Here is a 21,175-nt window from a genome sequence, read left to right as displayed (position 1 = left end):
GGCCTGACGCCGGAAGAGTCAGAGAAGAGATATCATTTTTACTGTAAAACCGTGGCCAATATTACTTGACCACTACAAACAGCGGTTTCAGCTGCGAGGATTTGGTCTCCGATTTGCTCGGTTTTTACCGGGTAGTATCGATTCAGAATCCTTTCCCTCAACTCCGACCAGTAAGCAAGGGGGAAGCCCTTAAAAACGCTGGGACTACTACGGTAAAATCGGTAATTGGAAGAACGAGACGTTTCAGCCTCTGCTGTTCCCTGACCCGGAAAAGTTTCCGCACTCTCGCCCCCGTAAAGGAGTGTTACCGCCGTTCATGAAAACCATCAGGCCATACGACAATTTTTCATCGGGAAACGTCATCTGCTCCAGAAAGAATGATAAAACGTTTGTGGTTCTGGGTGCCGGAAATGGCAGGATGGGGCTGTGAAGAAATGTATAACCGTATCTATCGTGCTGGTACTTACTGGCGTGGCACTGGCTTTTGGCTGGCCGTATCTAAAAATGGGATTTGCCAGCAGTGCGTATTATACCGAGAGAGATAAAGCGGAGTACGAGTATTACACGCCAGAGCTTCTAAAAAAATGCCGCGAATATCTGATGATATTAGATTTGAATTTGGGAATGTAAGTGGGCCACAAGCAAGTGTTTTTACAGTTCGATACCATGGAACCTCTAAAACCAAAAATATACATCGATATTTAGTTTCTGCCGGTTATCGTCGACAATCCCAATGTGATGTTGAAGCTGAATGTTGGCGTTCTCAGGACTCTAAAGACATTGTCACAGTGATCAAATACACATCCCCGGATAATGTTGTTGTGCAAATTTACCGTAGTCCATACAACGATTAGCGATTTGCTTAATGTTTAGATAAAAGAGGGTCTTCTTGAGATCCTCTTTTATTGGGCATAATCTTTTTCCCTGAATCAGAAGTGCCACCTAAGTGGCACCTTGCGATTTATTCAGGGGTATGGGCAATCGCCCACATCGGTCCCTGACCTGCCGCATAACGACCTAAATCGGTTAGCTGCCCGCTTTGCTGATCAATACGGTATACCGCGACATGATGAGATTTTTGGCCAGTTGCGATTAAAAACTGCCCTGCTTTATCCAAGGTAAACCCGCGTGGTTGCGTCTCTGTCGGGTGGAAACCCACTAAGGTCAGCGCATCCCCTTGCTGAGACACGGCAAAGATAGTCAGTAGACTACTGGTCCGATCACAGGTGTAGAGAAACTTCCCATCGGGCGTGAGATGAATATCCGCGGCCCACGGGGTTCCAGTGAAATCTTCCGGTTGGGTCGGAAGAGTCTGGACTACCGTATCGTCGCCGCTACCTAAAGCAATAACCATTACCGTGCTATCTAATTCATTAATGGTGTAAGCGAACTGACCTTGTGGATGAAAGGCCATATGACGAGGACCTGCGCCTGCCGCTGATTCAATTTGCGTCACGTTAGCATCATCCAAACTCTTATCGTCACGTAAAGGATAAACACAGATACGGTCTTGCTTTAACGCGGGAACATAAAGCTGGTTATTGGTTAAGTTGATATTCGCGGAGTGACAACCGTCTAAACCTTTCAGTATTTGGGTCGGAGTGGTAGGTTGGCCTTCCGCACCAAGCTTGCCATAGCTCACGAAGCCATCATGGTAATAGCCAATATACAGAGCCTCACCTTCGCGATCCGTAGCAAGGTAGGTGGCACTACCAGGAAGCACAGCTTCATCGAGCCAAGTCAATGTACCTGTTGCGCCGATTTTCCAAGCTGCCACGCGGAAGTCAGGTTTTACACCCGCGTATAACACCTGCTGGCGTGAGTTAATGGCTAAAGGCTGCGGTTGACCCGGCGCCTTGACCGTTTGCAAAAGTGTCAGGTCTCCTTGTTCAGTCAGTTGCCATACATGGATCTCTTCACTTTCTGGGCTAGCTGTATAGATAACTTGTTTCATGCGCTCTCCTTAACTTGTAGTAAGATCTAGTTTGCATCAATTCTATAATTGTAACAGTGATTTTGTGCGAGATTTGCTGCTTCGCTCTATTCAGGTGTAGACTTTTTTCATACATCATAAAATTAAGTGACGTTATTATGGATTATCGAGTTATCGCATTAGATTTAGATGGGACCTTACTAACGAGTCAGAAACAGGTATTGCCCGAATCCATTGAAGCCCTCTCTCGGGCCAAAGCCGCGGGTTATCACGTGTTAATTGTGACAGGTCGTCACCATAGTGCAATTCATCCTATTTATCAGACCTTAGCGCTTACCGATCCCGCTATTTGTTGCAATGGTACCTACTCTTATGATTATCAAAAACGTTCGGTGATCAACAGTGATCCGCTTCCTGCTCAAGAGTCCGAAATCGTGATCGCGTCATTACGCCAAGCGCAAATTAAAGGATTACTGTATGCCGGTGACGCGATGTACTATGAGCATCCCACCCCCCATGTGATTCGTATGCAAGCGTGGGCCGAACAGTACCCAGTAGAATTACGTCCCGTTTTCCGTCAAGTCAATGACCTGATGTCAGTCGTTGAAAGCGGTGAACCCTTATGGAAATTCGCCTTAGCACATTCCGATCTTTCGCAATTACATGCTTTCGCTGACCGTGTTGAAGCCGAGGCACAGGTGGTATGTGAGTGGTCATGGAAGGATCAAATTGATATTGCTAAGCGCGGAAACAGCAAAGGCAAGAGACTAGCAGAATGGGTTAACGCGCAACAGCTATCAATGGACCAAGTGGTCGCTTTTGGTGATAATAATAATGATTTGAGTATGTTAGAACGGGCTGGTATTGGTGTAGCGATGCAAGAAGCAAAACAAGAGATTAAAGATCGCTGTCAGGTCGTTATCGGTAGTAATGATGCGCCTTCTATTGCGCAGTTTATTGAGTCTAGGCTTCTGTAGGGACTCTGCCTATGCCGAGCAGGCATAGGCGACACATCAGGCTGAGTTTTTTTCGTTCTTAGTTCCTGAAATTAGGTTAAATAGCTCACCTAATCCCCAAATTAATCCCAAAATAACGGCCATCAGTACAGGTACCATGATGATCGCCATCAGCAAACTTTTCAGCAGTTCAAGCATAGTCTTATCCCTTCGGCGTAAAAAACAGCTATTTTAACGAGACTCGAGGTGAGTGGATACCGCTTTTTGTGCCTTTATTCTGATCAGTCCTAAACAGGAAGGATTGACAAGCTTGCGGCGGGTCGCTAAAACTAAGGTAAATGCATAAAATGGTATAAAACATGAAAATATTGCATATTTCGCAATGTACATTTCATCGTGGGGAACATTGGTCCTTACATATAGACGACTTCAACTTAACTGAAGGCGAAAGTGTCGCGCTGGTCGGGACGAATGGCAGTGGTAAATCTTCCTTAGCCTTGGCGTTAAAAGGAGAATTACCCAACGCTAAAGGCACTCTCGTCAATCAATTTACGTCCCCCACTCGGCTCTCTTTCGAACAGCTTTCCGCCTTCATTAATCAAGAATGGCAACGAAATAATAGTGATCTTTTCAGCGAAGGGGAAAATAGTGACGGTAAGCTGACGCGCGACGTTATTCAAGAATCCTGGGGTGATAGTGAGCGCTGTGAAGCCTTAGCCAAACGCTTTGGTATTGCCCCATTGCTGGATCGCCCGTTTAAGGTGCTCTCGACGGGAGAAACTCGCAAGACGTTATTGTGCCAAGCCCTGATGGCGGATCCCGATCTATTGATCCTCGATGAGCCTTTTGATGGACTGGATGTCGAGTCTCGTACCGCGTTACACCAACTGCTGTTGGAATTACAACAACAAGGGCTAACCTTAGTTTTCGTGATCAATCGTTTCGAAGATATACCGCCCTTCGTCGACCGTGTTGGCTTACTGATCGAAGGCCACTTAGCCTCTTTAGCGCCGCGCGAGCAAGTACTGGCTGACAACATTGTTGCCCAGCTTCATCATCTTGAGCAATTATCCGCGGTACAACTCCCCGAAAGAGATACCCCGCTAGCTAACCAAAATATATCGCCCTCTTCTCCATTGATAAGCTTACTATCGGGCCATGTTTCGTGGGATGAGAACGTCATTATCGATAATCTCACTTGGCAGGTGAACCCCGGTGAGCATTGGCAAATCACTGGCCCGAATGGCGCTGGTAAATCAACATTACTGAGTTTAGTGACCGGCGATCATCCACAAGGGTACAGTAATGATCTGACCTTATTTGGTATCCGACGGGGAAGTGGTGAGACCTTGTGGGATATCAAAAAAAATATCGGTTATGTCAGCAGTAGCCTACATCTCGAGTATCGAGTTAGCGCCTCGATTCGCACGGTTATTTTATCCGGTTATTTCGATTCCATCGGCCTTTATCAAGTACCTGGGGACCGTCAACAGGCGCTAGCTGATCAATGGTTAGCGTTAATCGGTATCTCCGCTGATCAAGCACACCTCCCCTTTCATGACTTATCGTGGGGCCAACAACGGTTAATTCTTATCGTGCGTGCATTAGTCAAACACCCACAATTATTAATCCTTGATGAACCTCTACAGGGACTGGATGCACTCAATCGTCAGCTGATTAAACAGTTTGTCTCAATGCTGATTGCCCAAGGTACTACACAGTTATTATTTGTTTCTCACCATGCTGAAGATGCACCACGTTGTATCACTCACCGACTCCGCTTTGTCGCAAATTCACATGGCGGCTACGACTATGTACAGGATGCATTAGCCTGAAACCACTGTACCCACTGCACCCACTGTTACGGCAGTGGGCACCTTTCAAAAACAGATATAAAAACCACCAAATAATAACATTTCAAAATATTTTGCTACATATTATACAAAATAATAACATCCGCGCGCTTTCGTTAGGCTTGTTTACCATTTTCTGCTGAAGCATCTCCCCCTAGTGGTTGATTATCCTCTGCGAGTGCAGCGGCCTCATGGAAGCGTTAAGAACAGTGGTTAAGCCTCTGTATTGATTGAATCATGGCTGTAGAGTCACCCACCATTTGAAAAATATATAATGAATATTTCTAGAAGAAAATTTTTAGTCGGATCCGCTGCTGCCGTTGCAGTGATTGGCGGTGCCAGTATTGTTACGCCAATGTTACGTCGTGAAGGACGCTTTGTGCCTGGACACCCGCGCTGGGGATTCGTCGAAGGTGAAAAGGGAGCCCTACCCCAACACGCCGATGTGGTGATTATCGGCGGTGGGATCAATGGCATCATGACGGCGATTCGTATGGTTGAACGTGGATTGTCAGTGGTTGTCGTTGAAAAAGGAAATATTGCGGGTGAACAATCTTCACGTGCTTACGGGCAAGTGATCACTTATAAAATGCCGGATGCCACTTTCCAACTGCATCACTTGGGCAAAAAGTTGTGGCGCGAAATGAATCAAAAAGTGGGCGTCGACACCAGCTATCGTACCCAAGGGCGAGTCGAAGTTCCATTGGATGAGGCGGATATCAGTGCAGTACAACAATGGATTAAAGATAAACAAGAGAAGGCCGGATTTGGCGTACCATTGAAAACCCGCTTTATCGAAGGCAGCGAATTAAAAAATAAATTGCTGCATGCAACAACTGATTGGAAGTTAGGTGCTTTCGAAGAGGATTCTGGCAGTCTGGATTCTGAAATTACCAGTTTTGTGATGGCCGATTATGCAAAACGCATTGGTGTAAAATTTTATACCAACTGTGCGGCGAGAGGGATTGAAACCGCTGCTGGGAAGGTTTCAGATGTGGTGACAGAAAAAGGAGCCATTCGTACCTCAATGGTGGTAGTCGCGGGGGGAGCATGGACCCGTAAATTTATGGGTAATCTTGATATTGATATCCCGACCCTTCCCGCTTATCAATCGCAACAAATCATAAGTGCAGCGCCCGGGGCTCCTTCTGGTAACGTTGCCCTGCCTGGAAATATCTATTTTAGACAACAATCGAACGGGACTTACGCTACGTCACCTCGTATCATTACCGCACCCGTGGTAAAAGAGTCGTTTACTTATGGCTATAAATATTTGGGTCTATTATCCGCACCTGATTTCCCCGTGCATATCGCGCTTAACGAGCAGTTGATTCACTCTTTGACTGAACCCACGCACTGGAAACTTAACGAAATCTCCCCTTTTGAAACACAACGGGATATGACCGCATTACCTGATATTCAGGATCTTGATGACTCGTTGATAAAATTGGCAGAGGAATTTCCTGCTTTCAAGGCTGCAAAAGTGATCGACCGCTGGAGTGGTGCAATGGCCATCGCACCGGATGAAGTGCCAATTATTTCGACAATAAAGCAGTTACCGGGCTTGGTGCTCAATACTGCCACCGGATGGGTGATGACGGAAAGTCCTGTCTCTTCCCTACTCACCACCAGCCTATTATTAAATGAAAAACCGATTATTGACGTTGAACCTTTCAGTTTGAATCGCTTTTAGTGAATAAGGCTCGCACCGTAATTCAGAATACTGGATTACGGTTTTTTTCCTTACATAAGTGTAATCGGTTACACAAAACATTATAATTTACGCTGAAATCCTCGATTAATCCTGTAACCTTGTGTGTAAACGCTTCCATAAATAGTAGCCTGATCACAAAAAACCTCTCACGTTCATGCTACGCTTTATCTAATATTGCTTTAAGATTATGAGATGACTATGCAAACATTCGATCCGATCGACCATCCTCATCGCCGATTTAATCCTTTGATTGGTGAGTGGGTATTAGTGTCCCCCCATCGTGCAAAACGGCCATGGCAAGGCGCTGAAGAGAGAGTTTCCCCGCAACAGCTCCCGCAGCACGATCCTGAATGCTATTTATGCCCTGGTAATACTCGTATTAATGGTAAAGTAAACCCTAATTACGATACGCCTTTTGTATTTACCAATGACTTTTCAGCTTTATTACCCGACACGCCAGCCGCGGATAAAAGTGATGATGAGTTGTTCCAACTGGAAAGCGCACGGGGTATTAGCCGTGTAATCTGCTTCTCGCCAGATCATAGTAAAACGCTACCGGAATTAACGATCTCAGCAATCACACAAGTCATACAGGTATGGCAAGAACAACTCACGGAGTTAGGGAAAACCTATCCTTGGGTACAAGTTTTCGAGAATAAAGGTGCGGCAATGGGCTGTTCAAACCCGCATCCTCACGGCCAAGTGTGGGCAAATAGCTTTATTCCTAACCAAATCGCCACCGAGGATCGCCAGCAACGCGACTATTATCAGCGCCATCACAGCCCGATGTTATGGGACTATGCACAGAAAGAGCGCCAACAAAAAGAACGAGTCGTAGTCGAAACCGAACACTGGATCGCTGTCGTACCCTGGTGGGCGGTGTGGCCTTTCGAAACCTTATTACTTCCAAAGGCTAAGATTGCTCGTTTGACCGAGATCTCCCCCGCCCAACGTGACGATCTCGCACTAGCCTTAAAACAGTTGACCAGTCGTTACGATAATCTGTTTCACTGCTCGTTTCCCTACTCTATGGGTTGGCATGGCGCGCCTTTTACGAAAGAAGATCCTTCACACTGGCAATTACATGCCCATTTTTATCCGCCACTGCTACGCTCCGCCAGCGTCCGTAAGTTTATGGTGGGTTATGAAATGTTAGCCGAGGTTCAGCGTGACCTTACCCCTGAACAAGCAGCAGAACGCCTTCGGTCCGTGAGTGACCGCCACTTTCGAGAGACTCCATAATGATCACTGAACTTAAACAGCGTTGCGAACAACGTTTTCAGCACCTTTTCGGCTACGCCCCGACCGATTTTTTTCAAGCGCCTGGCCGCGTCAACTTGATTGGTGAGCATACCGATTACAACCAAGGTTTTGTTCTCCCCTGCGCCATTGATTATCAGACGGTCATCAGCTGTGCAAAACGCCAAGATAATCGGGTACGCGTCATTGCTGCTGATTACGATGACCAAATGGATGAGTTTTCCTTGGAAGAGCCGATTGTGTTTCGTGAGTCAGCGATGTGGGCGAATTATCTGCGTGGTGTGGTCAAACATTTACGCCAAATCAATGACCAGTTTCAGGGAATGGACATGGTGATTAGTGGTAACGTACCACAAGGTGCCGGGTTGAGCTCCTCTGCCTCCTTGGAGGTAGCCATCGGGACCGCTATTCAACACTTATGGCAACTACCGATTACCCCTGTGGAAATAGCGCTCAATGGCCAAGCGGCTGAAAACCAGTTTGTTGGCTGTAATTGCGGCATTATGGATCAAATGATTTCGGCAATGGGCAAAGCTGACCATGCATTATTACTAGACTGTCAGTCGCTTAAAACAGAGTCTGTTTCTATGCCAGACGATATTGCTGTGCTCATTGTGAATTCTAATTTTCGACGGACGTTAGTGGGAAGCGAATATAATTTACGCCGCGAGCAGTGCCAGCAGGGTGCCGCATTTTTCGGCCAGCCCTCTCTTCGGGAAGTCTCACTTGAAAGCTTCCACGCACGAGAAGCGGAAATGGATCCTACCGTCGCTAAACGAGTGCGGCATATTTTAACCGAAAATCAACGTACCCTAGAGGCAACCCAAGCGCTTAACCAAGGTGACTTAAAACGTATGGGACGGTTAATGGCGGAATCTCACAACTCAATGCGTGACGACTTTGCGATAACGGTGCCACAAATTGATCGTTTGGTAGCGTTACTGCAAGAAGCGATCGGTGAAGAAGGCGGCGCACGCATGACAGGAGGAGGCTTCGGCGGCTGTGTCGTCGCGCTCCTACCCGCCCACAAAGTCGACGCGGTTAAAGCAGCCATGGCTGATCGCTATTTCGCTGCCACGGGAATTAAGGAAACTTATTATCTCTGTCACGCTTCACAAGGCGCTAGCTCATGTTAACGACTAAGGCACATGCTCCCGACGGTCAGCCGTTTAATATCGCTGAACTGCGTAATTCGCAAGGGATGGTTGTACGCTTTATGGATTGGGGAGCAACATGGCTTAGTGCTCAGATTCCGCAAGCGGATGGCAGCCTGCGTGAAGCTATTCTTGGCTGCGGATCGCCAGCGCGTTACCTTCAACAAACCGCGTATCTGGGTGCAACGGTAGGACGTTATGCTAATCGTATTCGCCAAGCTTATTTAAGCCAAATCGACTGTCCGCTAGCGAGTAACCAAGGACCTCATCAATTACACGGCGGGCCAGAAGGGTTTAGTCATCGGCGCTGGCAACAAGTGAGTCATGACACCAATAGATTAACCTATCGCTTGTATTCTCCTGAGGGTGACCAAGGTTTTCCAGGGATTCTAAACGTTGAGTTAACCCTGACGCTGAATGATGATAATCGCCTCGATTTCTGTTTTACAGCACAAAGTGATGCCCTCACCCCACTCTCTTTAACAAACCATGCCTATTTTAATCTGGATGGGGTACAAGGCGATATCCGAGCGCATCAACTTGCACTGCACAGCTCGTATTTTCAACCCGTCGATACTGAGGGACTTCCTGATGGGGAGTGCCTACCGGTAAATCAAACCGCTTTCGATTTCCGCTCACCAAAATCCCTTTCGCAGGATTTTCTGTCTGACCGTTTTCAACAGGCGGTAGGGGGTTATGATCATGCTTTCGTGCTTGACCCTCACGCTATAGAGCAGCCTGTCGCAACGCTCACGTCGACAGATGGTCAATTACAGATGAACCTGTTCAGTAGTGAACCTGCATTGCAGGTCTATACCGGAAATTACCTCGCAGGTACGCCGTCACCTCAGGGGGAATACCAAAATTATCAAGGCATTGCATTAGAGCCTGGCTATTGTCCTGATGCGGCAAATGATACGCCACCTGCGGGATGTTGGTTACCCGCAGAGGAAATTCGGCAGATTCGTTTTGGGTATCACTTTATCAGTGCTTAAAAAGTCACCGCAAAGTCGGCCAGAGACTTACGCGACGAGCCCTTTTCCGCTATGGTAGTGGCAGTAGTGTCTCTTGACCGAGCAGTTGTTGCGGTGAGAACCATTTTTACAGTGAATGATTAATCATTGAAGGAGCTTTACGATGGCAGTAACTAAGCTTGTACTGGTCCGCCACGGCGAAAGCCAGTGGAACCAAGAAAACCGCTTCACCGGCTGGTATGACGTTGACCTTTCTGAAAAAGGACGTGGAGAAGCGCAAGCTGCGGGCAAACTTCTCAAACAAGAGGGGTTCACTTTTGACTTCGCTTATACTTCTGTTCTTAAACGTGCCATTCATACGCTGTGGTCTGTATTAGATGAGCTTGACCAAGCGTGGCTCCCCGTTGAAAAGAACTGGCGTCTAAATGAACGCCACTACGGTGCCCTGCAAGGTCTTAACAAAGCAGAAACCGCAGAGAAATACGGTGACGAGCAAGTTAAACAATGGCGTCGTGGCTTTGCCGTGACACCACCAGACTTAGAGCGTTCTGATGAACGTTTCCCGGGCCATGACCCACGTTATGCTTCACTGAGCGCGGAAGAGCTTCCAGTGACTGAAAGTTTAGCAACCACCATCGAGCGCGTAATTCCTTACTGGAATGAAGCTATCCTACCGCGTATTAAAAGCGGTGAGAAAGTGATTATCGCTGCACATGGTAACTCCCTGCGTGCACTGGTTAAATATCTTGAAGGTCTTTCTGAAGATGAAATCTTAGAACTTAATATCCCAACTGGCGTGCCATTGGTTTATGAGTTTGACGAGAATTTCAAACCATTAAAACGTTACTATTTAGGTGATGCCGAGGAAGTCGCTGCCCGTGCAGCGGCGGTCGCTAACCAAGGTAAAGCTAAATAAATAAAAAAGGCCGGCTAATCCGGCCTTTTTTCAGGCTTTACGACGTGCTCGTACTGCCTCTGCTAATTGTTTTAATACGTGCTCGGTGGCAGGCCAACCGATGCAAGCATCCGTCACACTCTGACCATAAGTGAGGGGTTGTCCACTCTCTAAACTCTGATTACCTTCCACCAAGTGACTTTCAATCATTACACCCATAATCGCTTTATCACCTTGCGCGATCTGTCCTGCGACATCGGTTGCCACATCCATCTGTTTTTGATACTGCTTAGAACTGTTGGCGTGACTAAAATCAATCATTACTTGCGGGGGTAAACCGGCTTGGGTCAGACCCGCCTTTACTGCTGCCACATCTTCGGCGCTGTAGTTAGGCGTTTTGCCACCACGCAAAATGATATGACAATCTTTATTTCCCGCGGTCTCGACAATGGCAGAGTGCCCATATTTGGTCACGGACAAAAAGCAATGTCCTGCAGAGGCTGCATTGATGGCATCAATTGCCACTTTAATCGTACCGTCAGTCCCATTTTTAAAGCCAACCGGGCAAGAAAGACCTGACGCTAATTCGCGATGGACTTGAGATTCCGTAGTGCGGGCGCCAATGGCTCCCCAGCTCATTAAGTCGGCCAAGTATTGAGGGGTGATCATATCTAGAAACTCACCCGCGGTCGGCATACCGAGGTCGTTGATATCCAGAAGTAGCTTACGGCCTAGTCGCAATCCTTCATTAATATCAAAACTACCGTCCATATACGGGTCGTTGATCATTCCTTTCCAACCAACGGTCGTGCGCGGTTTTTCAAAGTAGACACGCATGACGATTTCTAACTCATCTTTCAATTCATCTCGCAGCGCCAATAGACGTTGTGCATACTCCATCGCGGCATCAATATCATGAATTGAGCAAGGGCCAATGACGACAAGCAATCTATCATCTTGTTGCTGTAAGACCTGCTGAATGGCTTGACGGCTCTTTGCGACCGTATCAGCGGCACGATCCGTAGCAGGAAATTTCTCTAGCAGTGCCACTGGCGGTAAAAGTTCTTTAATTTCTGTGATCCGTAAATCGTCGTTTTTATAGCTCATTATTATTCCATCACGATAAGTGTACTGTTGTCCTAGCGATACTCTAACGTGCCGCTGTCAAACTGCAAACCCTAATTACCACTTTTTCCCCCTAGGGAATTAAGAAGTGTGTGGACTCTCATTCTGCGAGGCTTTGCTGGACCAGAGACGCACACCATTCATCGCGATAAGCGTTAGAATCATATATTCAATCGACATGGCATAAACCCCTTGTAAGGTGAATATGGCCACGCTGATGATGTTAATGATCACCCAGAGTATCCAGTTTTCTACCCATTTACGTGTCATGAAAATCATCGCCACGACCGATAATATGGTCATACAGGCATCCCAGAAGGGATAAGCATCGGGTTGTAATACTGGTAGCTGAGCCTCAAGCCCAACTTGATTGAGAAGAATTACCGTAAGCCGAGCAAATTGACCAAAAATGGTATCAATAAAGAACGTCATCATAAGAATTGCGATGATCGAGACCGCTAACCACATCCCCCTCGCCCGAGCGCCAAGCCAACGAATCTGCAGTTCTCCCTGCTGTGAAGAAGTTTTTCTGGTCCAGGCATACCAGCCGTAGATGTTGGCCAGTAAGAAAAAGATTTGCAGCAGTAAGCTGGAATAGAGCTGAATTTGATAAAAAATTACCGCAAATAATAAAACGTTAACGGTGCCAAATAGATAATTGATGATTTTCTCTTTGCTCGCCAACCAGATACAGAGCAATCCACACAAGGTGCCTACTGCTTCTATCCACGACAGATCGTAGCCCTGTTTGCCCCAAGGAATATGCACTAACAACGTATTGATACTAAAAAAATTCATCATCACACCTCATGTTTAGTATACTAAACAACATACCCGAAGTGAGTGGCTTTGTCTTATTAATTCTTTGTTTTCAACTGAGCAAATCGGCGTGCGTTTCGGTAAAACTCGCGCAATGACTGAGGGTGCGGGCATAAAGATACCGAAGGCCGTAAAGCTCGCTACACGGCGGAAGACTAACCCGCTATGTCGTATTAATTGCCCTTTTTGCGGGCACATACACTGGCAGCAACATAGCTACTTTTTGAAGGTTGTCAGGATACGGAATGCGAAGGCTCAAAGGGCTAATTTATGGCAAAATTAACGACGAAGTCGATCATCGCAGCGGCCGGAAGGCAGGAGCGCTTTTTTCAGATACTCTTAAAGGGTTACACCGATTGAATGACCGCCCGTTAGAATACTGGGTAGATGATTTCAAGTGCAAAGTCGAAGCCAATCAGAACAACCGCAGTTACGTCTCGTTCCAAGAGCTAAGCGACTCAATAGATTGGCGTGTAGAATTTGAGTAAATTAAGAGGCAAAAAAAAGGCGCATGAAGCGTTTTTTATCACTATTTCACTGACTTTATGTCTTGTTTTCGATGCCGTTTTTGATCGTTATAAAAGTTTTCATGCGGCCCGAAACTCAGTAAATAGAGTCTAAATTCAGACTCAATAAAGCTATAGCCCAATAAGCATTGGCGGCCGTTCAAATCGAACTTATACACTCGGAGGTAAGACAGATCTCCTTTCTTCTTCTCACCCGCGGTTGGGTTGTCTATAACAAAATCAATTGCATCTTCTACAATAGCGCACTCATTATCAGGTAGCTTAGACAAAGCCTTTTCGAATCGGCGGCTTTGAAATACCTCAAGTGCATTTTGTTCTCCGGACATATCGTGATCCTAGCGAATTATCTAACTCTTGCTTAGCTAGAAGCGTTTGCATCACAAATTCATAGGTAAGGTCAGGGTTTTCTTCAAGAATCTTCCCGATGCTTGCCCAGTGCTCTATTTGCTTTGGCACGCTACGCTTAGCAACGTCAGCGTACATTTTAGTTGATTCTACAAAGCTGTCGTCTAACCGAACGCTAGTAGCCATAAGTTTTCACCGAATATTGTGTCAGGGGTAATTGGTAACGAGTAACGAGTAATTACACATTATCCTTTCGAGAAATTAGTCTTAGGTGAACTTTGAAACCTTTGTATCAGGTTTCGTAAATTGCATGAGACAATGCACAGTATCGCTAAACGCGACAAAATGCAACAACCTTGTTTAAGAAGTGAACCGCCAAGGCTTTTTACAAACAACCATCAAGCAATAATAAAAATATTAATCAGTAGGTTAACCCTTTCCACCCTCATTAGTGGGTCAAATATTCAAAGCGGTGATCATGTTATAAAATCACTCTTTTTGCAGAGTGTATCTGATGGCTAAAATTGACGTAAAATGCCCTTTTGTGCGCAGACCGAATCTATTAAAAAACAGGGTCAGGGTAGAACAGGGCATCAGCGCTATCGCGGCCAGTTATGCCGCCGTACTTTCCTGCTCGACTATGCCTATCTCGCCTGTCAGCCCGGAATGAAAGAACAGATTGTCGATCTTGTAATGTACAATGCGGGCATTCATGACACCGCTCGAACGCTACATATCAGTATCGATGCCGTTACTCGTACCTTAAAAAACTCTCGCCGCGATGTGTACCCCCCACTAGAAAATCTCCAAGTTCAGCTTATCTGCGAAGTTGAGGCAATGTGGTATTTGTTGACAATAAGAAGTAACAGCGCTGGCGGTGGTATGCGGGGAGCCTCGTCTCAAACGCATTATTGCCCATGCTTTCGGTGACCGGAGTAAAAAGACGCTACGTAAATTGCTGGGGCTACTGTCGGGCTTCAATGTTGCCTTCTGGTGTACAGATAACTTTAGCACTTATTAACTGTTGCCGAGTAAAAATCACATCACAGGCAAGCTTTACACACAACGCATTGAGCGAGAAAACCTGAATCTTCGTAACCTGGTTAAGACGACTCAATCGCAAGACTCTCGGGTACTCAGAATCAGCAGAAATGCACGATAAGGTAATCGGTACGTTCATCGAGCTTGAGCATTACTACATGAAGCGGATCTACATATTGAATACGTGACCCGCTGAATTTTATTGGGATAAAAAAAACCGCGTCAGCATTCACTGGCGCGGTCATTACAAGAGACTTAGCTCATGTAAGAATTTGGTGGGTCGTGCAGGATTCGAACCTGCGACCAATTGATTAAAAGTCAACTGCTCTACCAACTGAGCTAACGACCCGATTTTCCTTGCCAAAAACACTGTTTAAGTTTGTCTCGGCAACGGCGGCATATATTACTGATTTACCGAGACAGCGCAACCATTAATTTAAAATAAATCATCAGTTGCTTACCTTTACAGCGACACGGACACTATTCAGCCAGAAATTGCTGAAAAAATCTTAACATTACTCCGCTAAGGCTTTTTGCGCCGCTTTCGCCGAAGGCGTATTAGGATAGAGCTGAATCACCTGTTGCCAAACCGATTTGGCTTTATCCAGCTGATTTTTATCCTTCATGATTGTTCCGATCTTCAACAAGGCTTCTGCCGATTTCGGAGATTTAGGATATTTTTTCACTACCGTCGCAAAATAGTAAGCGGCATCATCTTTCTGCCCCTTATTATAATATAGCTGTCCTAACCAATAGTTAGCATTAGGCTGGTAGGTGGAGTCTGGATATTTCTTAACCCAAGCTTGTAATGCAGCCATCGCATCATCGGGCTTGTTCTGTTTTAACACCAAGTCGACAGCCGCGTTGTAGTCTTTATTCACATCACCAGTCTGGGTCCCTACCTGCCCTGCAGAATCGCTAGCAGATTGGACGGCAGAAGGCGTCTGTTGACTACTCTCCGTCGCACCTGAAGTGGAGGCAGAGGCCGTTGCAGCCGCCCCGCTACTACTTAAGGTGTCGATTTGTTGATATAGTTGTTTTTGCCGTTCAACCACTTGGTTCAGTTGATAGCTATTTTGTTGGATCTCACCACGCAGCGCATCAATATCACTTTGTGTATCACTCAACTGCTGTTGCAGTTGCTGGAGAAGTTGAGATTGTGCGTTGGTGATTCGTTCGAGGGTGGTGACACGGTCTTCGGTAGATCCCGAGCCAGCGCTACTGATTGACGCCTGGGCATGAGCGGCCGGAACGGCCGCTACGCCAATCAGTAACGACAGACCCAATGTATGAAGTCTGAAGTTACTAATCATAATTTTCTCTTAGTATACCAATACAGCACGACGGTTTTTCGCCCATGCAGCTTGGTCATGACCTAAGACTGCTGGCTTCTCTTTACCGTAAGAGACGATAGACATTTGATCTTCGCCTACGCCTTTACCTTGCAGGTACATTTTAACTGCGTTAGCACGACGCTCGCCTAAGGCAATGTTGTATTCTGGCGTACCGCGCTCATCCGCGTGACCTTCGATCGTCACTTTGTAAGATGGGTTGCTACGTAAGAAGTTAGCGTGTTGATCTAACATCTGTGCAAACTCAGGCAGGATGTCGTACTTATCCAGACCAAAGTAAACAATGTTGTTTTGTTGCAGTTGTTGCATCTGCAGACGAGCTTGCTCGTCAGAAGACATGTTGCCGTTGCTGCCATTGCCAGACATGCCGTTACCGTAAGCGCTATCTGCACCAGTGGTAGAGCCTGATTGGTCATTGTTGTTCTTATGAGAAGAACATGCAGCAACCGCTAACACTGGCAGAGCCAGCAGTAAACCTTTCAGCACTTTATTGAATTGCATTTCGAAAATCCTATTATAGTTTGCCATACATATTTACACATGCATCACAGATACGGCGACCAGGCAGGGAATTTTACCTGTCCATCAGTCGTCGGAAGACGCGCTTTGAAACGCCCGTCGGTCGAAACCAACTGCAATACGGAACCATAACCCTGTGTGGAGCTATAGATCACCATCGTGCCGTTAGGTGCTAGACTTGGCGTCTCATCCAGATAAGAGCTTGACAATGTTTGTACCGCTCCTGTCTCTAGATCTTGTCGAGCGATGTGTTGCGCACCACCTGCAGTGCTTACCATCACCATTGATTTACCATCGGTTGCGACATCAGCGTCTTGGTTTTGACCACCTTGCCAAGTGATACGCTGTGGTGCGCCACCGTTGATATTTAATTTATAAATTTGAGGCAGTCCGCCTTGGTCAGACGTGTAGGCAATGTTCTGACTATCAGGGAACCACGTCGGTTCAGTGCTGTTATAACGGCCATTAGTTATTTGACTAATTTGGCCTGAGGCTAAATCCATCACATAAAGATTTAAGCTACCCGTTTTCGACAGTGCGAAAGCAAGCTTAGTCCCATCTGGTGAGAACGCAGGTGCACCATTATGACGTGGGAAAGAGGCAATTTGACGAATGCTGCTGTTCGATAATGTTTGTACCACCAATGCCGAACGACCACTTTCGAACGTAACGTACGCGACTTTGCTACCGTCTGGCGACCATGCCGGTGACATTAACGGTTCGCTTGAACGGTGTACCACAAATTGATTGTAGCCATCGTAATCCGACACACGCAGTTCGTAAGGGAATTGGCCGCCATTGGTTTGCACCACATAAGCAATTCGCGTACGGAAAGCACCTTTAATGCCGGTTAACTTTTGAAAGGTTTCATCACTGGCTGTATGGGCTGCGTAGCGTAACCATTGCTTGGTAACTTTATACGAGTTCTGTGACAACACAGTACCCGGTGCGCCCGCGGTATCAACGAGTTGATAGCTAATTTGGTAACTACCATCAGCATTACCTTTGACTTGTCCTACGACCACTGCATCAATACCCAGCGCTGACCATGCAGCAGGTTGTACCTCTTGTGCACTCGCGGGCTGTTGAGGAAGACGCGAACGATCCAGAGGATTGAACTTACCACTGTTACGTAAATCTGCCGCGACGATACCACCAATATCTTCAGGGGCTGAACCACCACCAGTCCATTGGAAAGGGACAACACCAATAGGACGAGCCGTGTTTACACCTTGAGTAATTTCAATATGCACCTCTGCTTGGGCTACAGCCGCCCACACTAGCAGAAAAAAGCTCAACGTTATTCGTAATGCCTGTTTCATCTCATCTCCCATATCTGAGCAATTGCTCATGATAAGTGGTTTCCTAATATCTGGAGTATCGCATTAGCGATACTCCAGCGTTCCCTGTCGCCACAGGTCGTGTTACAACAAACTTATTGACCCGGTTTAAAGGTAATGGTCGCATCTTTCACCGCCGCCCAAACCTCTTGACTAGGCGGTTTGGGAATATGTGCCATTCGCGATGCCGTGAGTGCAGCTTGGCAAAGTGCCGGATCGCCCCCTGCAGACGTCGCAGAAATTAACAGTCCATCGGGCGCTAATTTTATATGCACAGAACACTGCTTACCGACATAGTTATCTGCATCATAAAATTTACCCTGAATCGCACTTTGTACCTGACCAAGATAGCTCTGGATCGCTGCGCCGGAAGCCCCTGATTTTTTCTGATTTCCCTGTCCGGATGCTCCGCCACTTGCTGCAGATTTAGGTGCATTTTTTCCGGATGATAATCCCCCTAAGAGATCATTTAGTGCGTCATCATTTTTCGCAGCCTTCGCTTTAGCAGCTTTTGCCTCTGCTGCAGCCTTCGCTTTTGCATCAGCTTTTGCTTCAGCGGCGGCTTGGGCTTTGGCCTCTTGTGCTGCTTTGGCTTTTGCCTCAGCGGCGGCTTGAGCCTTGGCTTCTTGAGCTGCTTTCGCTTTTGCTTCAGCGGCGGCTTGAGCCTTGGCCTCTTGAGCTGCTTTGGCTTTTGCGTCAGCAGCTGCTTGAGCTTTAGCCTCTTGAGCTGCTTTGGCTTTTGCGTCAGCAGCTGCTTGAGCTTTAGCCTCTTGAGCTGCTTTGGCATCGTCCGCCGCTTGGGCTTTAGCTTCTTGCGCTGCTTTCGCTTTGGCCTCAGCTTTCGCTTGGGCAGCCGCTTGCTTGGCTTGCTCTGCAGCCTCGGCTTTCGCTTGGGCAGCCGCTTGCTTGGCCTGCTCTGCCGCCTCGGCTTTCGCTTGGGCAGCCGCTTGCTTGGCTTGCTCTGCAGCCTCTGCTTTCGCTTGGGCAGCCGCTTGCTTCGCTTGCTCTGCGGCCTCGGCTTTCGCTTGGGCAGCCGCTTGGTTCGCTTGCTCTGCGGCGTCTGCTTTCGCTTGGGCAGCCGCTTGCTTAGCTTGCTCTGCGGCGTCTGCTTTCGCTTGGGCAGCCGCTTGCTTGGCTTGCTCTGCCGCCTCAGCTTTCGCTTGGGCAGCCGCTTGCTTGGCTTGCTCTGCGGCGTCGGCTTTCGCTTGGGCAGCCGCTTGCTTGGCTTGTTCAGCTTTAGACTCGCGCTGACTCTGCTTAGACGCGTTGTATTGTTCGACCACGGCGCCGGGATCGACCATCACGGCATCAATATCACTCCCGCCACCGCCACCAGAGCTTGTTTCGATATGTTCATTCATTGAGCTAATGATCAGTATAGCGACTAACACAATGTGCAGCGCGATAGAGATGATCACCGCTCTTTTCAACTTATCGTTTTGTTCCGTTAACTTCGACACTCACGATTCCCGATATGATTCGCTATTAAATGGGTTGTGTCATTAAGCCCACTGATTTCACCCCTGCTTGATGCAGTAGATTCAGCGCCTTAATAATTTCGTCGTACGGCACTTCCTTCGCTCCACCAATTAGGAAAACCGTTTTAGGATTCTGTTCCAACTGACGCTGCGCTTCATTGACTACCTGTTCAGGAGGCAGTTGTGTCATACGATTATGATCCACAACAATACTATATTGACCGACCCCTGCAACTTCGACAATCACCGGTGGGTTATCGTCGCTCGAGACCGTTTTGGAGTCTGTTGCATCTGGCAGGTCCACTTCAACGCTTTGCGTAATAATCGGTGCCGTAGCCATAAATATCAGCAATAAAACGAGCAATACGTCCAATAAAGGCACGATATTAATTTCTGATTTTAAGTCACGACGTCCGCGACCGCGCGATCTAGCCATGAGTCAACCCCTGATTACTTAGTCATTTCGCTGTTATAAGCCTGACGGTGCAAAATGGCAGTAAATTCTTCTGCAAAATTGTCGTAACCTTGCTCAAGCTTATTGACGCGCTGATTCAGGCGGTTATAAGCCATGACCGCTGGGATCGCAGCAAAAAGACCGATTGCTGTAGCAATAAGCGCTTCCGCAATACCCGGTGCCACCATTTGTAAGGTTGCTTGTTTGACCGCGCCCAGAGAGATAAAGGCATGCATAATGCCCCAAACGGTACCAAACAGCCCGATATAAGGACTGATTGAACCTACCGTTCCTAGAAAAGGGATATGTGCTTCTAGGGTTTCCAATTCCCGATTGGTCGAAATACGCATTGCACGGGTCGCACCTTCCACTACTGCATCAGGCACTGGGCTATTAATTTTATGTAAACGCGCAAACTCTTTAAAACCAGAATGGAAAATCTGTTCGGTGCCCATTAACTCGTCACGTCGAGTTAGGCTCTCTTGATATAACTTAGATAGGTCGACACCAGACCAAAATTTCTCTTCAAACTCGACAACTTCACGAGATGCGGCATTGAGAATGCGTGTACGTTGAATAATGATAGCCCATGAAACCACAGAAAAAGCTATTAAAATCAACATGATGAATTTGACCAAAAGGCTCGCCTTAAGGAACAAATCAAGAATATTCATGTCAGTCACTGCGTAAACTCCGCGACAATAAACGTAGGAAGCGCTATGGGCTTCATCTGGTGTAAATTAATGCAGGCAATCAACACCTCTGCTTCATTAATTACTTTCCCGTCAGCGTTCAAAATACGTTGAAGAAAAGTAATGGTAGCGCGTGTCATGTTGACGATTTCAGTCGTCACCTCAAGGATATCGTCTAAACGCGCGGCCGCCCGATAATCCACATTCATTTTTCGAACGACAAAACCAACTTGTTGTTCGAGGAGAAATTGTTGATTAATCTGTTTGGCACGTAACATTTCTGTTCTTGCACGTTCGTAAAAAGCGACATAGCTTGCATGATAAACAACGCCTCCGGCATCAGTGTCTTCATAGTAAACTCTGATTGGCCAACGAAACAGCATTTGACTCACTCCACATCCCTATAATGGTTTAAACTCCGCTACTATACGCAAGAGCAATGAGCTTGGGAATGGGGCAAACTCTGCTTGATAAAATAATTATTTCTCTTTACGTTTTGGTGTGACAAAGTCAAATCAGTAACAATTAATTATATTTATTTATCAATAAGTTAATTACACCCATAAAAAAACCCTTCTGCATCTATACAGAAGGGTTAGCTTTAAAGATAAACAAACTAATTCAATTAATCAGTGTTAAGGATTAGGTGTTTTCTCATTTTCACTATTTTCCAGCGCTAAAGCCGTCATTACACCAAAAGAACAGGCAAGTAATGTGCCTAGGATCCAAGCGAAATACCACATA

General features: G+C 46.7%; 22 protein-coding genes, 1 tRNA gene and 2 pseudogenes. 10 read left to right on the top strand and 15 right to left on the bottom strand.

Features of this window, described 5'->3' with window-relative positions:
* Nucleotides 1–74: 74 nt before the first annotated feature.
* Nucleotides 75–430 (top strand): annotated as a pseudogene (locus tag HH682_RS15875) (hypothetical protein); the annotation flags it as partial.
* Nucleotides 427–630 carry a hypothetical protein gene (locus tag HH682_RS16050; protein WP_338049344.1) on the top strand — a complete coding sequence of 68 codons (204 nt, stop codon included), beginning with the start codon at nucleotides 427–429 and terminating at the stop codon, nucleotides 628–630. The pseudogene HH682_RS15875 and the gene HH682_RS16050, both read left to right, overlap by 4 nt.
* Before the next feature lie 331 nt (nucleotides 631–961).
* On the opposite strand, the gene pgl is transcribed toward HH682_RS16050, so the two are convergent.
* Complete coding sequence (gene pgl / locus HH682_RS12885; RefSeq protein ID WP_214237947.1) at nucleotides 962–1,954, bottom strand: 6-phosphogluconolactonase; 993 nt, start codon at nucleotides 1,952–1,954, stop codon at nucleotides 962–964.
* 137 nt (nucleotides 1,955–2,091) lie between these two features.
* On the opposite strand from pgl, the gene HH682_RS12880 reads away from it, so the two are divergent.
* On the top strand, nucleotides 2,092–2,910 hold the full coding sequence (locus HH682_RS12880) for a pyridoxal phosphatase (RefSeq protein WP_214237946.1): 819 nt from the start codon (nucleotides 2,092–2,094) through the stop codon (nucleotides 2,908–2,910).
* A 36-nt stretch (nucleotides 2,911–2,946) separates the two neighbouring features.
* Here HH682_RS12880 and HH682_RS12875 read toward each other — a convergent pair whose 3' ends face one another.
* Nucleotides 2,947–3,087 (bottom strand): AcrZ family multidrug efflux pump-associated protein, encoded by a 141-nt coding sequence (locus HH682_RS12875; protein WP_048911819.1) that lies wholly within the window; start codon nucleotides 3,085–3,087, stop codon nucleotides 2,947–2,949.
* Between the two features lie 161 nt (nucleotides 3,088–3,248).
* Between HH682_RS12875 and modF the strand changes: the two genes are divergently transcribed.
* The 6 genes from modF (at nucleotide 3,249) to gpmA (ending at nucleotide 10,760) form a co-directional block, all read left to right on the top strand.
* Nucleotides 3,249–4,724 (top strand): molybdate ABC transporter ATP-binding protein ModF, encoded by a 1,476-nt coding sequence (modF, locus tag HH682_RS12870; RefSeq protein WP_214237945.1) that lies wholly within the window; start codon nucleotides 3,249–3,251, stop codon nucleotides 4,722–4,724.
* A gap of 292 nt (nucleotides 4,725–5,016) precedes the next feature.
* On the top strand, nucleotides 5,017–6,435 hold the full coding sequence (locus HH682_RS12865; RefSeq protein ID WP_214237944.1) for an NAD(P)/FAD-dependent oxidoreductase: 1,419 nt from the start codon (nucleotides 5,017–5,019) through the stop codon (nucleotides 6,433–6,435).
* A gap of 219 nt (nucleotides 6,436–6,654) precedes the next feature.
* A complete protein-coding gene (galT, locus tag HH682_RS12860) occupies nucleotides 6,655–7,698 on the top strand; it encodes a galactose-1-phosphate uridylyltransferase (protein WP_214237950.1) in 1,044 nt (347 codons plus the stop codon).
* On the top strand, nucleotides 7,698–8,852 hold the full coding sequence (galK, locus tag HH682_RS12855) for a galactokinase (RefSeq protein ID WP_214237943.1): 1,155 nt from the start codon (nucleotides 7,698–7,700) through the stop codon (nucleotides 8,850–8,852). The genes galT and galK overlap by 1 nt, the downstream gene beginning before the upstream one ends.
* Nucleotides 8,846–9,865 (top strand): galactose-1-epimerase, encoded by a 1,020-nt coding sequence (locus HH682_RS12850; RefSeq protein WP_214237942.1) that lies wholly within the window; start codon nucleotides 8,846–8,848, stop codon nucleotides 9,863–9,865. The genes galK and HH682_RS12850 overlap by 7 nt, the downstream gene beginning before the upstream one ends.
* Nucleotides 9,866–10,007: 142 nt before the next feature.
* Nucleotides 10,008–10,760, top strand: a complete 753-nt coding sequence (gene gpmA, locus HH682_RS12845) for a 2,3-diphosphoglycerate-dependent phosphoglycerate mutase (protein WP_214237941.1) — start codon at nucleotides 10,008–10,010, stop codon at nucleotides 10,758–10,760.
* A gap of 30 nt (nucleotides 10,761–10,790) precedes the next feature.
* Here the strand turns inward: gpmA and aroG are convergent, their stop codons facing one another.
* The 4 genes from aroG to HH682_RS12825 all read right to left on the bottom strand — a co-directional run bounded on the left by aroG (nucleotide 10,791) and on the right by HH682_RS12825 (nucleotide 13,741).
* Nucleotides 10,791–11,846, bottom strand: a complete 1,056-nt coding sequence (aroG, locus tag HH682_RS12840; RefSeq protein WP_214237940.1) for a 3-deoxy-7-phosphoheptulonate synthase AroG — start codon at nucleotides 11,844–11,846, stop codon at nucleotides 10,791–10,793.
* 99 nt (nucleotides 11,847–11,945) lie between these two features.
* Nucleotides 11,946–12,662 carry a nicotinamide riboside transporter PnuC gene (gene pnuC, locus HH682_RS12835; protein WP_214237949.1) on the bottom strand — a complete coding sequence of 239 codons (717 nt, stop codon included), beginning with the start codon at nucleotides 12,660–12,662 and terminating at the stop codon, nucleotides 11,946–11,948.
* A 550-nt stretch (nucleotides 12,663–13,212) separates the two neighbouring features.
* Nucleotides 13,213–13,536, bottom strand: a complete 324-nt coding sequence (locus HH682_RS12830; protein ID WP_214237939.1) for a type II toxin-antitoxin system RelE/ParE family toxin — start codon at nucleotides 13,534–13,536, stop codon at nucleotides 13,213–13,215.
* A complete protein-coding gene (locus tag HH682_RS12825; RefSeq protein ID WP_214237938.1) occupies nucleotides 13,511–13,741 on the bottom strand; it encodes a ParD-like family protein in 231 nt (76 codons plus the stop codon). Before HH682_RS12825 ends, HH682_RS12830 begins: the two co-directional genes overlap by 26 nt.
* Nucleotides 13,742–14,069: 328 nt before the next feature.
* On the opposite strand from HH682_RS12825, the pseudogene HH682_RS12820 reads away from it, so the two are divergent.
* Nucleotides 14,070–14,784: pseudogene (locus tag HH682_RS12820) on the top strand (IS1 family transposase).
* Between the two features lie 85 nt (nucleotides 14,785–14,869).
* On the opposite strand, the gene HH682_RS12815 reads toward HH682_RS12820, so the two are convergent.
* The 9 genes from HH682_RS12815 to cydX form a co-directional block, all read right to left on the bottom strand.
* Nucleotides 14,870–14,945: transfer RNA gene (locus HH682_RS12815), tRNA-Lys, on the bottom strand.
* 166 nt (nucleotides 14,946–15,111) lie between these two features.
* On the bottom strand, nucleotides 15,112–15,909 hold the full coding sequence (cpoB, locus tag HH682_RS12810) for a cell division protein CpoB (RefSeq protein ID WP_214237937.1): 798 nt from the start codon (nucleotides 15,907–15,909) through the stop codon (nucleotides 15,112–15,114).
* Between the two features lie 9 nt (nucleotides 15,910–15,918).
* Nucleotides 15,919–16,449 (bottom strand): peptidoglycan-associated lipoprotein Pal, encoded by a 531-nt coding sequence (gene pal / locus HH682_RS12805; RefSeq protein WP_048911808.1) that lies wholly within the window; start codon nucleotides 16,447–16,449, stop codon nucleotides 15,919–15,921.
* A 44-nt stretch (nucleotides 16,450–16,493) separates the two neighbouring features.
* Complete coding sequence (tolB, locus tag HH682_RS12800) at nucleotides 16,494–17,789, bottom strand: Tol-Pal system beta propeller repeat protein TolB (protein WP_214237948.1); 1,296 nt, start codon at nucleotides 17,787–17,789, stop codon at nucleotides 16,494–16,496.
* Between the two features lie 113 nt (nucleotides 17,790–17,902).
* Nucleotides 17,903–19,267: a cell envelope integrity protein TolA gene (tolA, locus tag HH682_RS12795; RefSeq protein ID WP_214237936.1), complete on the bottom strand. Its 1,365-nt coding sequence runs from the start codon at nucleotides 19,265–19,267 to the stop codon at nucleotides 17,903–17,905.
* 25 nt (nucleotides 19,268–19,292) lie between these two features.
* Nucleotides 19,293–19,721 (bottom strand): colicin uptake protein TolR, encoded by a 429-nt coding sequence (gene tolR, locus HH682_RS12790; protein WP_214237935.1) that lies wholly within the window; start codon nucleotides 19,719–19,721, stop codon nucleotides 19,293–19,295.
* 14 nt (nucleotides 19,722–19,735) lie between these two features.
* Nucleotides 19,736–20,422, bottom strand: a complete 687-nt coding sequence (gene tolQ, locus HH682_RS12785; protein WP_214237934.1) for a Tol-Pal system protein TolQ — start codon at nucleotides 20,420–20,422, stop codon at nucleotides 19,736–19,738.
* Nucleotides 20,419–20,823 (bottom strand): tol-pal system-associated acyl-CoA thioesterase, encoded by a 405-nt coding sequence (ybgC, locus tag HH682_RS12780; RefSeq protein WP_214237933.1) that lies wholly within the window; start codon nucleotides 20,821–20,823, stop codon nucleotides 20,419–20,421. The genes tolQ and ybgC overlap by 4 nt, the downstream gene beginning before the upstream one ends.
* Before the next feature lie 243 nt (nucleotides 20,824–21,066).
* The gene (gene cydX, locus HH682_RS12775; protein ID WP_214237932.1) at nucleotides 21,067–21,174 is read right to left on the bottom strand and encodes a cytochrome bd-I oxidase subunit CydX; all 108 of its coding nucleotides are present in this window, start codon (nucleotides 21,172–21,174) and stop codon (nucleotides 21,067–21,069) included.
* Nucleotide 21,175: the final 1 nt, after the last annotated feature.

The sequence above is a fragment of the Rosenbergiella gaditana genome (assembly GCF_018494065.1).
GTDB lineage: Bacteria > Pseudomonadota > Gammaproteobacteria > Enterobacterales > Enterobacteriaceae > Rosenbergiella > Rosenbergiella gaditana.
The sequence above is the reverse complement of the archived record's forward strand: the minus strand, read 5'-3'. Positions and strand labels throughout refer to the sequence as shown.